This is a genomic window from Vibrio sp. MMG023, assembly GCF_021654215.1.
In the GTDB taxonomy this organism is placed as follows: Bacteria; Pseudomonadota; Gammaproteobacteria; order Enterobacterales; family Vibrionaceae; genus Vibrio; species Vibrio jasicida.
The window spans coordinates 278606-293440 of the sequence record NZ_JAKFZP010000003.1 but is presented as its reverse complement, the minus strand read 5'-3'; the positions used below and the strand labels follow the sequence as shown (position 1 = coordinate 293440).

Here is a 14835-nt window from a genome sequence, read left to right as displayed (position 1 = left end):
CATGACAAAAGCAACGATTCTTTCCGTCACTAATCCGTCTGAACGTGGCGATAAAAAACAGCTAGGGAATTTACCTGGCGCGTCATTACCAATGGCCATTGCAGAACTGGCAAAACAACACTCAAGCCATTCAGTTCTTGTGGTGCCCGATCCACAAATCGCGCTAAAACTACAAGCTGAAATTGAGCAGTTTACAGACCAAACCGTGAGCCTGTTCCCGGATTGGGAAACCTTGCCATACGATAATTTTTCACCGCACCAAGAAATTATCTCAGACCGAATTGCACGTTTATACCAGTTGCCTCATCAACGTAATGGTATGACGATCGTACCAGTCAGCACAATCTTGCAACGTCAGTCTCCGAGAGACTTTTTGCTGCAACACACTTTGATGGTTAAGACGGGCGACCAGTTCTCACTCGAAAAGCTACGTGCTCAGCTAGAAAACTCGGGATACCGTCACGTCGATCAAGTGTTTGGACCGGGTGAATACGCCAGTCGCGGTTCGATCTTAGATTTGTTCCCTATGGGCAGCTCCGACCCTTATCGTATTGATTTCTTCGATGATGAGATCGACACGATACGAACTTTCGACCCAGAGAACCAACGTTCGATCGAAGACATCCAGCAGATCCAATTACTGCCTGCGCACGAATTTCCAACGACCAAGGTAGCAATCGAAGACTTCCGTACCCGTTGGCGTACACAGTTTGAAGCACGCCGAGAGCCTGAATCGATTTATATGCAGGTCACTAAAGGAACATGGCCTGCCGGTATCGAATATTGGCAACCATTGTTCTTCGATCACACAGAGACTCTGTTCGATTACTTACCAGAAGATTCGCAACTGATCATTTATGGAGACATCGAAGCAGCGGTCGATACTTTCTTAAATGACGTTGACTACCGTTACGATCAAAAGAAAATCGACCCACTCCGTCCGCTACTGGCCCCTCATGAACTGTGGCTAAAGAAAGACGAACTATTTAAGCACATCAAACAATTGCCTCAGGCCCTATTAAGCCTAGAGAAAATTGTTAAACGTGCTGGTCGTCAGAACCTCGCGGTACAGTCTTTGGCAGAGCTTGGTGTCCAGCAACAAAACAAAGAGCCACTGTCTCGCCTTCGCCAATTTAGCGAACAATTTACGGGAAAAATCGTCTTTTCTGTCGAATCAGAAGGCCGTCGTGAAGCGCTGACAGAACTGTTGCAAGGCATCAAAGTACGTCCCGTGGTTCATGGCTCAATATACCAAGCACTAGATTCAAATGACCGATTCAGCCTGATACTTGGCGCTGCAGAACATGGCTTTATCCATGATGAGCTGAACTTTGCACTAATTTGTGAAAGCGATCTACTCGGCGATCGCGTTATCCAACGCCGTCGCAAAGACAAAAAAACCGTCAATAGTGACACCGTCATTCGCCACCTTGCCGAGCTAAAACCGGGGCAACCTGTCGTACACATTGACCACGGTATCGGACGCTACATCGGCCTGCAAACGCTTGAAGCCGGTGGTATGAAAACGGAATACGTTACCCTTGAGTATCAAAACGATGCCAAACTTTACGTTCCGGTTTCTTCCCTGAACTTAATCAGCCGTTATTCTGGCGGTGCAGAAGAGAGTGCACCACTGCATAAACTCGGCGGTGAAGCGTGGGCAAAAGCACGTCGTAAAGCGGCAGAAAAAGTACGTGACGTCGCAGCAGAACTTCTGGATGTTTACGCAAAACGCGAGCTAAAACCGGGGTACAAATTCGAGTTGGATCGTGGCCAATACGCCACATTCAAAGCGACATTCCCATTTGAAGAAACGGACGACCAATCCACCGCCATCAATGCGGTACTTTCGGACATGTGCCAAGCAAAAGCGATGGACCGACTCGTATGTGGTGACGTTGGCTTTGGTAAAACCGAAGTTGCAATGCGAGCAGCCTTCGTGGCAACAGACAACAGCAAGCAGGTGGCCGTATTGGTGCCGACTACCCTGCTCGCTCAGCAGCACTTTGAAAACTTCCGTGATCGTTTTGCTAACTTACCAATTCGTGTAGAGGTCCTTTCGCGCTTTAAATCAGCGAAAGAGCAGAAAGTGATCCTTCAAGACGTCGCGGACGGTAAAGTAGACATCGTTGTTGGTACACATAAGCTGCTTTCAAGCGACATTAAATTCAAAGATCTTGGCTTGTTGATCGTCGACGAAGAACACCGTTTTGGTGTACGCCAGAAAGAGAAAGTAAAAGCAATGCGTGCCGATGTCGACATCCTAACGCTTACCGCGACACCAATTCCGCGAACGTTGAACATGGCGATGAGTGGTATGCGTGATTTATCGATCATCGCAACGCCACCAGCGCGTCGTTTAGCGATCAAGACGTTTGTGCGCCAGCATGAAGATTCGGTCGTTCGTGAAGCCGCATTGCGAGAAATTATGCGCGGTGGTCAAGTGTACTTCCTGCATAACCAAGTCGAAACCATCGACAAAACCGCTGAAGACTTGCAAAAGCTGATCCCAGAAGCTCGTGTGACGGTTGCCCACGGTCAAATGCGTGAACGCGAACTAGAACGCATCATGAACGACTTCTACCACCAGCGTTTCAACTTACTCGTCTGTACCACTATTATTGAAACAGGTATCGATGTTCCGACGGCAAACACCATTATCATGGATCGTGCCGATAACCTTGGTCTTGCGCAGCTTCACCAATTACGTGGTCGTGTAGGTCGTTCGCACCACCAAGCTTATGCTTACTTATTGACACCACATCCGAAAGCCATCACCAAAGACGCCATCAAACGTCTTGATGCTATTGCTTCGTTAGAAGATCTGGGCGCAGGTTTCACTCTTGCGACGCACGATCTTGAGATTCGTGGCGCAGGTGAGCTATTAGGTGACGAACAAAGTGGTCAAATTCAATCGGTTGGCTTTACACTGTATATGGAGATGCTTGAACAAGCGGTTGAAGCATTGAAAGAAGGTAAAGAACCATCGTTGGATGACTTGCTTCGTGAGCAAACGGAAATTGAAATGCGTATTCCAGCCTTGCTACCGGATGACTACATCCCTGACGTGAATACACGCCTATCAATGTACAAACGCATTGCAAGCGTCAGCGACAACGAAGGCTTGTCGGAATTGAAGGTAGAACTGATTGATCGCTTTGGCTTATTGCCAGATGCAACCAAAAACCTTCTCTCTGTCTCAGAACTGAAAATTAGGGCAGGAAGTCTCAAAGCGAAGAAAATTGAGGCACATGATAAGGGCGGATTCATCGAGTTTTACCCTGATGCTGACATAAACCCAGCGTATTTGGTTAAACTCCTGCAATCACAGCCGCAAAAATTTGCAATGGAAGGTCCAACTAAGTTCAAGTTTAGCGTACCATTAACGGACCGACGAAAACGCATTCAGTTTGTTCAAGACTTACTGAATGATTTTAAACAGAATTTATTACCAACGAGCTAATAGTCGAATGAGAATACTGATCCCATTATTGCTTCTTTGTGTCTCAATGCCTACTTGGGCTGCGCGTCAATTTGATATTGAAGTAATTATTTTCAAGCGAGCAGTTAACGCTGAAAGTACCAGTGAATCATGGCCAAATGAGCTGCCAAAAATCGAAATGAGCAACGTAGGCAGCTTAGACAGTGAGTCTTACCGCCGTTCTAAAGGCGTCACTTTGCTACCACGTTCTTCTTTCCGTTTGAATGCACAAGAATCAGCATTGAACAATCACGCCGGCTTCAAAGTGCTTAAACACGTAGCCTGGCGTCAAGGCGACCGCGGCAAGGCAAGCGCGCCGATCTTCCATATCGTGGGTGGACGTGATTTCTCAGGCTCTTACAACGCTGACGGCAGCCAAATCAATGGCAATGCACAATCACTTTCAACCGATGGTTACAGTGAAGAAACCGTTAACGGTCCGCTCTACGAGTTAGACGGCAAACTTCAAATCTACGTTCAGCACTACTTGTTCGCTGAGACCACCATAGATTTACGTGAGCCCGCTGTACGTGAAGTTCGTATCGAGTCTCAGCCTTCTGAGCAAATGACGAATGAGTTAGGTGAAGTGGACGGCAACGTTCAAGTAGGCAACTTGGCAGAAGTTTCACCAACCATCACTGAAGAGAAGTTCTTGAAGAGCTTCCGCATGGATCAGAAGCGCCGTATGCGCAGTAGTGAAACTCACTACTTAGACAACCCTTTGATGGGAATGATCATTCAAGTTCGTCGCGTTCGATAAGAGCAACATAAACATAAAAGCGCAGCGCTGGCTGCGCTTTGTTTTATCTAGCGCCCAACAAGGAAGTCGTATCTGTTCATGAGTCCAGATTTTGAAATCATCACCCCACGCTTGGCACTCAAGCTTATTCCCTCAGAACAAGCCCACTCACTACAACGCTTGTTAGTTGAATCCCCTTCCCTACATCAATGGTTAGATTGGTGTGACGAAAACGTCACCCTCAAAGACGCGCAGGACTTCCTTCTTGCCACTCGCTTAAATTGGGTAAAAACGGAGGCATTTGGATTTGGTATTTATGATCGTGAATACAACAATTTACTTGGAATGGCTGCTGTAAACGAGCTTTACCATACATTCAACATGGCGAGTATTGGCTACTGGGTTGCAGATAAATACCAACGAAAAGGCTATGCACAAGAAGCAATTCGAGCACTGGCTGAATTTTGTTTCGCCAAGCTTAGCTTAACGCGAGTAGAGATCGTCTGCGATCCAGACAACATTGCCAGTCAAACATTAATCGAATCAGTCGGAGCGAAGAAAGAAGCCATTGCTAGAAATCGTTTTATCTTCCACGGTAAACCAAAAGATGGCGTTGTGTATTCGTTGTTACCCACTGATTTGTAATTAATCGAATAAAAGTGTTCGATTTTAAGACAACAAAAAAGCCACCGACAGACGGTGGCTTTTCGTTTTGATTGTTTGTCTTTCTATCAAGTCAGCAATAGAAAGCCAAGTCATCAAATTAGTGTAGCTTCAAGTTTGGACGAAGTACGCGGTTAATACGGCCAACGAGCATCATCAAGCCAGTCTTAATCACGCCATGCAACGCCATTTGGTGCATACGGTATAGCGAGATGTATACAACACGCGCGATACGACCTTCAACCATCATAGAGCCTTTGGTTAAGTTCCCCATCAAGCTACCAACTGTAGAGAAGCGGCTTAGCGAAACCAAAGAACCATGGTCTTTGTAAACGTAGTCTTTCAGTTCGCGACCGTTAAGCTTAGCGACGATGTTGCTGAACGCTTGGCTTGCCATTTGGTGTGCTGCTTGAGCGCGTGGCGGTACGAATGAACCATCAGGTTGAGTACATTGCGCCAAATCACCAATAACAAAGATGTCATCGTCACGAGTAGTTTGAAGCGTACCTTTAACCACAAGTTGGTTGATACGGTTTGTTTCTAGGCCGGCAATGTCTTTGATAAAGTCAGGGGCCTTAATACCCGCTGCCCACACCATGATTTGCGCAGGAATTTTCTCGCCGTCTTTAGTGGTTAAACCGTCTTTATCCGCTTGCGTTACCATGGTAGCAGTACGCACGTTAACACCGAGTTTAACCAGCTCTTGGTGCGCCGCAGAAGAAATACGCGGTGGCAATGCCGGAAGAATACGCTCACCTGCTTCCACTAGGTTCACGTTTAGTTTGCTCGAGTCTAAGTCACCAAAGCCGTAAGTACGCAGCTCTTTCACTGCGTTGTGCAGTTCTGCTGACAGCTCCACACCCGTTGCACCCGCACCAACAATCGCAATATCAACGGTACCGTTACCATTTTTCGCGTGCAGTTTTAGGAACTCATTGTTCATGCCAGAACGGAAACGGTGCGCCTGTTCTGGACTATCTAGGAAGATACAATTTTCACGAACACCGGGAGTGTTGAAGTCATTAGACGTAGAGCCAATCGCCATCACTAGAATGTCGTACTCTAGTTCGCGACTTGGCATAAGAAGCTCGCCATGTTCGTCTTTAAGCTCACTAAGAATGATCACTTTACGTTCACGGTCGATGTCTTGAAGGCTGCCCATTTGGAAGTCAAAACTGTGGTTTTTCGCGTGAGCACGGTAACTCAATGCGTCCACACCTTCATCCAATGAACCAGTTGCTACTTCATGCAACAGCGGTTTCCACAAGTGGCTCGCTTTACGGTCTACCAGTGTAATTTGCGCACGGTTCTTACGACCAAGAGTGCGACCTAGCTTGGTTGCCAATTCAAGGCCACCAGCACCGCCGCCTACAACGATAATGCGTGTCACAATGTTATCCTCTACAAAAATGAATATATGGGTTCAGCTCGAAGCTCTGACTCACAGTCTTACTGTGGTAAAGCATCCAACCGATGAATTCTTTGGTCTCTAGAGGTGAGCTCACTTTTTGGATAAATCCAATGCCATCTTTAATGTGCGTGTTTGATTAACTTGCTGATATGGCATTGCTCGTTTGTCTGAAAGATACGATCTCAGACAAAAAATGGGCAAGTTTCTTACTCGCTCTCAATTTTTTTTGATATTTATCAAATTATTTTTACCAAGTTCATTATATAGGGCAATCTTTTGATGGCAACAAAAATCCTTGCTAGGAATACGGATTGGCTAATTTTCAACTGTTTAACGGTATCGTTTTCGTGCCACAAAAGGTTAAAACGATAAATCAAGGTAATAAATCGCTACAAAATGTAAATATCTACAGAATTATTGCTATCAAGTTACGTCTTGCAAAAACAAAAACAGCACTTCGAAAAGTGCTGTTTAAACATAGTCAGTTTGTTCGTTTTTATGCAAGTTACGCGTTCTTGAATGCCTTCATCGCCTGCAAGTGGTGAGAGATCTTCTTGAATTTATGCGTTTGGGTTTCATCCCAAATGATGTCGTAGTGTTTCTCTAATTCCGACGCCGTTTTTCCATTGTCGTGAATCTCATCTTCTTTCGACAAAATCACTAAACAACGCGCTTTGTTCTTAGCACGAAACTCCTCAACACACTTGGTCGCAATGTCTTCGTACTCTTCTGGACGATCAATACGTCCTGCCATTGTCTTCTCAGGATGCAAGTTCGGGTTGAACATCACTTGCTTAATGCCGCAGAGAAAACCGATACGCTCTGACCAATAAGCACCTAAACCAACACCACAGATTAATGGGTTCGAATCGTCAGATTGGTCAATCACCTTAGACACTTCTTTCAGCAGGTGCTGCATATCGTGTTTTGGATGAAGTGTACTGTAGTTGATGAAACGAATGTCATCATCGATGAATTGCAGTTGCAGAACTTTTTCGTGGTTACCTGGGCTTGTACTATCAAAGCCGTGCAAGTAAATAATCATGTGTACCTCTCCCTGTGACTTGCTGGTACTTTCACTTTAAACTACCACTATTTCCTTATGGTTAAAGAGGAAAAAGCCATCAGTTCTCAAAACAGTGATCTTCCATACATAATAAGTCTTTAAACTCGTATGCACTGCTCAAGTATTGTTCATCATCCCACAATTTGTAGGCCAATAAATACCAAAGCATCGCCATCATTCGAGTTCTTGGCATCCACGCTCGCACGCCTTCCAACCATAAAGCGACGTCTTCAATGCCACGAGTTTGGCAATACTGTTCTACACCTTGTTCAATAGGCACGTCGGCGAGTTGCAGAATCAAGGTCAAGTCGAGCCTTGGGTCCGCTAAGCCAGCGTACTCCCAATCGATCACTTTCACGCCCTCTTCGCCACGAACTAAGTTGTAACACCCAAGATCAAAATGACACAGCGCTGCAGGGACTTGCGCCACGCTTGGCTCAGAACGCCACTTTAGATAAAGCGCTTCGTACTCAGTGCCGACGTACTGGCCAACCAGTTCCAACCAATAATGGTCGATGCGCGAAAGATACGAGAACGGTACTAAAGGAACCGCCTTTGCAGGATATTCATGAATCCTAGCAGCAATCGGCAATAGCTCTTCAATATCAATACCTGGCTTCGTCAGCGTTTCACCTGGCACCCACTCCACTAACAAACCTTGCTCATGCACAAAGATGGGCTTTGGACCTAGGTCTAGAGGGGCAATCGCGTTAAGCACTTGATATTCGTTATGACGAGATATAGCAAAGGCCTTACACACGTTGCTGGTCGGGCGCCAGACGTAAGCAAGGCCTTCTGAGGATTCCAACCGCCAACAGCGATTGGTTAACCCACCAGTGACGGTTTGTACCTTCACTGGTGGAGAAGCAAAGAAGCTATCAAGGGTATTAAGACTTGGGTCTAATTGTTTCGCTTGTTGCCAAGAAAACCACGCCATTAATGACTTCTCCACTCAAGATCGTAGGACCAAATAGAATCAATTAAAGACCAAATAGGCTCTTCGATTGCTCTTTACGGATTTCAGTTTCATCCGCCCATTCGATCAGACCAGTTTCTAGATCCATCAGACGCATTGTCATTTTGTAATATACGTCTTTGTCGCTACCCGCATCTTTTACGATGCTAGAAAGGTTACCGTAAAGCATGTATTGCGCACCGACCATTTTACCGAACTGAATTGCCGTACTTTGGTTCACTAGCTCATCCGTATTTTGGAAGTTTAGTTGCTCACGAACTGACTCAACACGATCCATATCCACGAAACGGAACTTACCTGAGTTCAACATCTTAGTAGAAATAGTGTCGGTGATAGACTCCGTATCAATGTGCTCACTTGTTTTGTTCTTGATGCGCTCAACAAATACGATAGGACGTTGGTCACGAGTAATTGCTGCCACTGAACCTGACATCATCATGCTGTCTACCATTTCACCAGCAATTTTTTGTAGATCCGTCGAGCCGAAATCGATGGTTGTAGTTTCAGTCGCTTGCGCATCACCGTAAGAGACTTTGTTTGAACAACCACCCAAAATGACGGCAAGACCTAAAAGAGCAATAATACTTTTTTTCATGAGAGTTCCTTAGTTTGTGTTTCATCCCAAGGCGTCTCCACCTTGGAAAAGCAGCAAGCTGCCTAAAATTATTTACCCAAAAGTGGGTTAGTTATCTTGTGCTTCGCGAATTTGTACACGGAATTGAGTACCGTTTGGATTCACTGTCACTTCTGACAGCGTCACTTGCTCAAATCCACGTACGATCATTTTTCGCCAAGGGCCTGGCTTGGTGTTCACTTCCAACCCAGAATTGTCATACCAGTAAAAACGATAAAGGATTTCTTGGTCACCTTTGTAGTTGCTACTTAGTTGTACAACACCGCGTGGACGATCATCCACGTAAGTCGTCGTAATATTATCGACTAATAAACGACTGCCCATTACGTTATCGTGGAAGAATACTTTTTGTGTTTGGCCGTCAATTCGGATACCCGCGGTATTATCAGCGCACCCCGCTAAACCGATGATCATTACCAAGCCAATAAGCCATGCTTTCATTACAATCTCCCTAATTGTTTGTGCCATACCGTTGAATGCGTTCCCTGTCGAGAAACCCACACCAACGTGGTTTGCTGTGCTGGCACTTCAAATTGATACACCTGATCACCAACATTGATACTTTGCTGCCCCGGTTTCACGACTTTAGACGCCGTTTTGACCGTCCCAGGAAGCGTCTGCCAACTTCGGGTATCAGGTTGTTCTGTTAATGTGTTCCAAACATTGAAAAGAATGTTTCCGACATCGTCACCTTTTGCGGCTTCTTTGCGAATTCGGTCTTTCGCCCAAACACGAATGGCTTGACGGATCACGATGGTCGTTAAACGCTCATGCAAATCATTTTGCGCCATCGCATTCACATCCACTAACGTACTCGAAGGCAGTTTCTTGCCATTCAAAGCCACATCACCGAAACGTTGTGTGCCACGTTTTGGGTAGTAAGGCAGTGCGAGTGAATAAATCGCACCGTCACCTCGGCTGTCATAAATCGGCAAATCAATTCGCCAACCTTGCAACGCTTCCACCACCCCTTGTTCGTCTATAACGATCACACGGCCTTGTGACTTACTCAGTCCTGAAGGCGCTTTGCCGTAACGTTTTTCCAGCATACGAAGATCTTGACGCATACCGAGTTTTTTCGCGGCATACATTGTACTTTCAATCACTTGCTTGTTATCTGGCATCACAGCGAGCGCGCGACGATAGTCTACGTACGCACTGTTCAAATCTCGTGACGCTTCATAAAGCAAACCAGAAAGATAGAACAAGTAACCGTTTTGTACGGAGCTAAGCTTTTTACCGGCATCCGGATAGTTCGCAAGTACACTACCCAAGTTGGCAGACATACCTTGCTTCTTAAGATCCTTTTCGGCCTGCTTTAGTTCCTTTTCACGAGCTTTCTTTGCAGCTTCCTGAACTTGATTGGCTCGGCGCATTTCAACCAAAGCTCCTTCAAGATCATTTTTCTGTAAGTAGTTAAGGCCTAAATACAAATGCAAAAAGCCGAGTTCATAGTCGGCTGGTTGGTATTCATTTAGATTGTCGTTAACGGCTAAAGAACCCACGCTGGTCGCCGTCTCCGTGACAGAAATCGTGGCACGGTCTTGTTGCTTACGTACTGCACGGTCGCTGTCTTCAAGCGAGCTCAAACTGGTTGGGTAATCTGCTGCAAGAAAAGAGATTCGGCCTTGCTCGAAATTACCAAGTATCTCGCCACCTACATCGCTTGATTGAAGTTGCTCAGCTTTCGCGTATTCACCTGCAACCACCGCTTGGTAAACTTCTTTATTTTGGTCACTGTAATGACTGAACAGGTTGCCAGCGGATAAATTCGCACACCCTGTCGCGAGCAAGGTCCAGCTAATTAATCCGAATAGCTTCACACCATGTTTCACATTTATCTCCACAAATGTGTCGTTCGAGGAATAAAGAAGTGGATGACGTTCTTCATCCACTTCCTTCTAAAGATTAGCTCAATACCATAGGACCTAAAGGACGACCGCCCACTAGGTGCATATGAATATGATAGACTTCCTGACCGCCATGTGAGTTACAGTTTACGATTAAACGGTAACCGTCTTCTGCAATGCCTTCTTCTTTCGCTAGTTTTTTCGCTACGGTGAACATGCGTCCCATCATTGCTTCATCATCCGCTTCCACATCATTTGTGGTTGGGATTAGCTTGTTTGGAATGATAAGGATGTGGCTTGGCGCACGCGGATTAATGTCGCGAAATGCCGTCACTAGATCATCCTGGTAAAGGACATCTGCTGGGATTTCTTTGCGAATAATTTTGCTAAAGATGGTTTCTTCCGCCATGGGTACTCCATTTTATAAGGTGTGTAACCTATTTAGTATGCGCTAAGCCAAAAGCGAGCTCAATAAAAAACAGTGTTCACTTAACATTATCAATATAACTCGTGACGTTGAAGCTTTTTTTGTCGTGTGCGTCATAAAACGTGCGTCGCAAACTCAATACAATCCGATGAATTTTGTTACTTTTTTAAGACAATTCTTATTTACGTTGTCTATTTTTGGGAGAGGAAGCTCACTTATGCGAGGTTCAGTAATTAAACGGATGTATGCAGGCTTCGCGCTGATCATCGTCCTTTTCGCGGTCACGATTGCCATTATGATGGGGGGCATGAATGATATTCACGGCAAATTTGAGACAGTATCTAAATCATCACTTCCACTGGTATCCCTATCCAACCAAACCAGTGTCGAGCTACTTTCTGCGGACAAATCTTTCAAAGACTTCCTGACCACGGAGAATAAACAGCGCATGGATGAAATGCGTCAGGAGTTTGCTAAATCTCAACAACGATTCGAAGGCACATTAGGCCAACTTGAAGTGGCCAGCCAAATCTACCCTTCCCTAGCAGAACCTTTTTCTCAGCTTAAAGAACTTGAGCAGAGCTACTTTACCGAAGCAAAGGAAGCAATGGACAACTACGAAGCGATGTTTGCGGCACAAGAAGAAGTGCAGAAGTCTTCTCGTCGTTTCCAAAAGCTCAACACCGAACTTTCCGTTGGTCTGAAAGAATACGTAGCCGATCAATCAAGCATCTCAGTCAAAGTGATGGCAAAAAGCTATTTCATTAAGCTAAAAGATGCAGAGGTGATCACATCGGACGCATTGGCTAGCTCAAACCCAGAGTTTGTGACTCAAGCCGTTGCGAAAAACCGTAAAGCGGTTACGCACCTGAATTACGCATTTCGTGGATTAGTTACTCAGTTACCTGAGCTTAAAAAAGCCTTTGGTGATTCAGTGGATCAATTTACTCGAGACGTAGGCATGCGTGGTGGTGTATTAGACCAACACAACAACTACTTATCTGCTCGTTCTGCGCTGTACAACAATATCGCAAATCTAGCGACTAAAGTTGATTCAAGCATGTCGATTCTGGAGCAATTTACAACAACAGCGACAGACAAATTGAATGAGTCTCTGACCGATGCAGGTGACATCTATTCTGCTGGTGTAACCAAAGCTATTGTGATCGCAGTGATTGTGGTTCTGTTTGCGACGGCTATCGGCTATCACATTGCACAAAGTGTACGTGAACCATTGACTCGTATCTTGAAGGTATTAGAAAGCTTGACCGAAGGTGACATGACGCAGCGCATCGATAACCGTTACAACAACGAGTTCAGCCGCGTGAGTGGTCACATTAATACGTTGGCAGACAGCCTGCACAACATTCTTGTGAAATTAAATGATGCCTCAGATAACCTTGCATCTACCGCATCAACGAATGAACAAACTTCTTCTCAAGCGCAATCTAAATTGAATGCGCAGCGCGAGCAAACCGCGACCGTCGCAACCGCAATGACAGAGATGTCACATTCGGTGCAGGAAGTAGCGCAAAGTGCACAAGGCTCACTTGAAATGGTTCAGCGTGTAGAAACCGCCTCGGACCAAGGTCGAAATGTCATGAACAGCAACATTTCGACGATTAACCAACTTGAAACACGCTTGAACGAATCGGTGTCTGCCGTTTCTGAACTGCAAAAGATGAGTGGTCAAATCGGCTCGATTCTGGATGTGATTCGTAACATTGCCGAACAAACCAACTTGCTTGCCCTAAATGCCGCAATTGAAGCTGCACGTGCTGGCGAACAAGGTCGTGGTTTTGCGGTCGTCGCAGATGAAGTTCGTGTGCTTGCCTCCAAGACCACACAATCGACAACTGAGATTGAGGCAATGATCAGTAACCTACAATCAAGTTCGCAATCCGCTAACCAAGTCATCCAAAGTTGCATGAGTGACATGGAAATGTCAGTAGAGCAAGCATCGAAAGCCAATAGCTCAATGGAAGAAATCCAAGCGCTCATTATCGAAATCAGCCAAATGAGTACGCATATTTCTCAGGCGGCAGCAGAGCAAAGCGAGACGTCAGCTGACATTGCACGCAATATTGAAGACATCAACAGTATCGCAGATGAAAGCTACCATGCGATGTCGAGCATCGCTCAGACCAGCGAATCGTTAACCCAACTGGCTCATCAGCAAAACGAGTTAGTTCATCGATTTAAACTATAAGAGCAGCATCGACAGTTAACAGATTTTTTGCAACCAACTGTATAAGGGCGACTTTTTATTGAAGTCGCCCTTGTTTTTTATGAGCCTTGTCTACATATGGTTAATATGGCTTGCTCATCCCTTTTCTTTTCTCTTTTCGAGCAAGCCAAATAAGAAGGAAAATCTATGGCTGTTCATGTTGGTATTATCGACCAAGACCCAGTGAGATTGGTCACTCCTCTTTTGGATAATCGCACTGTTAGCACACATATCGTCTTCATCGGCGACAAAAGCCAATCTGATATGTACGAGCGACTGAGTGCCGTGTTGGAGCAGCGAGAAATTACTTCTGAATTTTTTGAAATTCCTTCTGTTGTAAACACTTCTCTTATTAAGCAATCGATCCATAAATTGGCAAAAGACCTCCATGATAGAGGTGAAGAAGTAAAACTGAATGCAAGTTGCGGCCTTCGTCACCGACTGCTTTCTGTGTATGAAGTTTTCCGTACGTACCGCTGGCCAATCTTTGTCGTTGAGCCAAACAGCGATAAACTCTGCTGGCTGTATCCTGATGGTAAAGAAGACACGCAAGTTGAAGACCACATCACCATCTCTGATTACCTGACTATCTTCGGTGCACGCGGTGAATTCCACCACGTCGATCTGCCTCCTCAACTAGACCAAAAACTTTATGAACTGGGTGAGCGTTGGGCTTCTAATGCGCTAGAACTTGGTCCTGGACTGGCGACGCTTAACTATCTTGCGACGACATGTCGTAAAGAACAAAAATTAGATGTAGAGCTTTCTGAGAAGCAGCAAGGCTACCGTGAACTGAATATGCTTCTGACTGATTTGGTGGAAGCAGAAATTGCAACCTATGAAAATGGGGTTCTCACCTTTATCGATGAAGATGCTCGTCGCTTCTCAAATGGTGAATGGTTAGAAACGTTAGTTCACAGCACTGTGAAGCAAATCCAAGACACAATGCCGACTATTCAAGACCGATCGTTGAACGTTCAGGTTTATCGCAAACTCGGTGAAAGCGAAGTTCGTAACGAGCTTGATGTTGCGACTGTGGTGAACAACAAGTTACACATCATCGAATGTAAAACTAAAGGCATGCGTGATGATGGCGATGATACCTTGTACAAATTGGAGTCATTGCGCGACCTTCTAGGTGGTCTGCAAGCGCGAGCAATGTTAGTTAGCTTCCGCCCACTGCGTCATAACGATATCACACGTGCTGAAGACTTAGGGTTGGCGCTTATTGGCCCTGATGAGTTGAAAGATCTGAAAACACATCTAAGTGCGTGGTTTGAAGCCGCCGGTGGTTCTGACGAAATCTAATCGTCGATATAGATCAAAAATCAAAAAAAGCAGCCTCGAGCTGCTTTTTTATT

Annotated in this window: 12 protein-coding genes; 5 read left to right on the top strand and 7 right to left on the bottom strand. The window is 45.4% G+C overall.

The features are described from left to right. Nucleotide 1 precedes the first annotated feature (1 nt). The 3 genes from mfd to L1076_RS11020 all read left to right on the top strand — a co-directional run bounded on the left by mfd (nt 2) and on the right by L1076_RS11020 (nt 4865). The gene (gene mfd, locus L1076_RS11030) at nt 2-3463 is read left to right on the top strand and encodes a transcription-repair coupling factor (protein ID WP_237303608.1); all 3462 of its coding nucleotides are present in this window, start codon (nt 2-4) and stop codon (nt 3461-3463) included. Nucleotides 3464-3470: 7 nt separating this feature from the next. Further along, a complete protein-coding gene (locus tag L1076_RS11025; RefSeq protein ID WP_042602659.1) occupies nt 3471-4241 on the top strand; it encodes a peptidoglycan binding protein CsiV in 771 nt (256 codons plus the stop codon). A 78-nt stretch (nt 4242-4319) separates the two neighbouring features. Further along, nucleotides 4320-4865, top strand: a complete 546-nt coding sequence (locus L1076_RS11020; protein ID WP_038875917.1) for a GNAT family protein — start codon at nt 4320-4322, stop codon at nt 4863-4865. A gap of 118 nt (nt 4866-4983) precedes the next feature. Here L1076_RS11020 and L1076_RS11015 read toward each other — a convergent pair whose 3' ends face one another. From L1076_RS11015 to hinT, 7 genes are all read right to left on the bottom strand, one after another. Continuing rightward, entirely contained in the window at nt 4984-6273 is a 1290-nt protein-coding gene (locus L1076_RS11015; RefSeq protein WP_038866664.1) for an NAD(P)/FAD-dependent oxidoreductase, read from the bottom strand. 526 nt (nt 6274-6799) lie between these two features. Next, nucleotides 6800-7339: an alpha/beta hydrolase YcfP gene (gene ycfP, locus L1076_RS11010; RefSeq protein WP_038866663.1), complete on the bottom strand. Its 540-nt coding sequence runs from the start codon at nt 7337-7339 to the stop codon at nt 6800-6802. 79 nt (nt 7340-7418) lie between these two features. Then, the gene (gene thiK, locus L1076_RS11005; protein WP_237303607.1) at nt 7419-8297 is read right to left on the bottom strand and encodes a thiamine kinase; all 879 of its coding nucleotides are present in this window, start codon (nt 8295-8297) and stop codon (nt 7419-7421) included. 43 nt (nt 8298-8340) lie between these two features. Next, nucleotides 8341-8931, bottom strand: a complete 591-nt coding sequence (gene lpoB / locus L1076_RS11000) for a penicillin-binding protein activator LpoB (protein ID WP_038866656.1) — start codon at nt 8929-8931, stop codon at nt 8341-8343. A gap of 87 nt (nt 8932-9018) precedes the next feature. After that, the gene (locus tag L1076_RS10995; RefSeq protein ID WP_038866655.1) at nt 9019-9411 is read right to left on the bottom strand and encodes a YcfL family protein; all 393 of its coding nucleotides are present in this window, start codon (nt 9409-9411) and stop codon (nt 9019-9021) included. Beyond that, nucleotides 9411-10805 (bottom strand): lipoprotein, encoded by a 1395-nt coding sequence (locus tag L1076_RS10990; protein ID WP_039978209.1) that lies wholly within the window; start codon nt 10803-10805, stop codon nt 9411-9413. Before L1076_RS10990 ends, L1076_RS10995 begins: the two co-directional genes overlap by 1 nt. 73 nt (nt 10806-10878) lie before the next feature. Further along, nucleotides 10879-11229 (bottom strand): purine nucleoside phosphoramidase, encoded by a 351-nt coding sequence (gene hinT, locus L1076_RS10985; protein ID WP_038866649.1) that lies wholly within the window; start codon nt 11227-11229, stop codon nt 10879-10881. 235 nt (nt 11230-11464) lie between these two features. Here hinT and L1076_RS10980 point away from each other — a divergent pair, with 235 nt between their 5' ends. Together L1076_RS10980 and L1076_RS10975 are read left to right on the top strand one after the other, a co-directional pair. Further along, on the top strand, nt 11465-13456 hold the full coding sequence (locus L1076_RS10980) for a methyl-accepting chemotaxis protein (RefSeq protein ID WP_039978186.1): 1992 nt from the start codon (nt 11465-11467) through the stop codon (nt 13454-13456). A 165-nt stretch (nt 13457-13621) separates the two neighbouring features. After that, entirely contained in the window at nt 13622-14782 is a 1161-nt protein-coding gene (locus tag L1076_RS10975; protein WP_038866647.1) for a DUF1887 family protein, read from the top strand. Nucleotides 14783-14835 lie beyond the last annotated feature (53 nt).

What these genes read in the sequence shown, in the direction of transcription:
- mfd (WP_237303608.1), top strand. Translation starts at nt 2, where the DNA reads ATGACAAAAGCAACGATTCTTTCCGTCACTAATCCGTCTGAACGTGGC.
- L1076_RS11025 (WP_042602659.1), top strand. Translation starts at nt 3,471, where the DNA reads ATGAGAATACTGATCCCATTATTGCTTCTTTGTGTCTCAATGCCTACT.
- L1076_RS11020 (WP_038875917.1), top strand. Translation starts at nt 4,320, where the DNA reads ATGAGTCCAGATTTTGAAATCATCACCCCACGCTTGGCACTCAAGCTT.
- ycfP (WP_038866663.1), bottom strand. Translation starts at nt 7,339, where the DNA reads ATGATTATTTACTTGCACGGCTTTGATAGTACAAGCCCAGGTAACCAC.
- thiK (WP_237303607.1), bottom strand. Translation starts at nt 8,297, where the DNA reads ATGGCGTGGTTTTCTTGGCAACAAGCGAAACAATTAGACCCAAGTCTT.
- lpoB (WP_038866656.1), bottom strand. Translation starts at nt 8,931, where the DNA reads ATGAAAAAAAGTATTATTGCTCTTTTAGGTCTTGCCGTCATTTTGGGT.
- L1076_RS10995 (WP_038866655.1), bottom strand. Translation starts at nt 9,411, where the DNA reads ATGAAAGCATGGCTTATTGGCTTGGTAATGATCATCGGTTTAGCGGGG.
- hinT (WP_038866649.1), bottom strand. Translation starts at nt 11,229, where the DNA reads ATGGCGGAAGAAACCATCTTTAGCAAAATTATTCGCAAAGAAATCCCA.
- L1076_RS10980 (WP_039978186.1), top strand. Translation starts at nt 11,465, where the DNA reads ATGCGAGGTTCAGTAATTAAACGGATGTATGCAGGCTTCGCGCTGATC.
- L1076_RS10975 (WP_038866647.1), top strand. Translation starts at nt 13,622, where the DNA reads ATGGCTGTTCATGTTGGTATTATCGACCAAGACCCAGTGAGATTGGTC.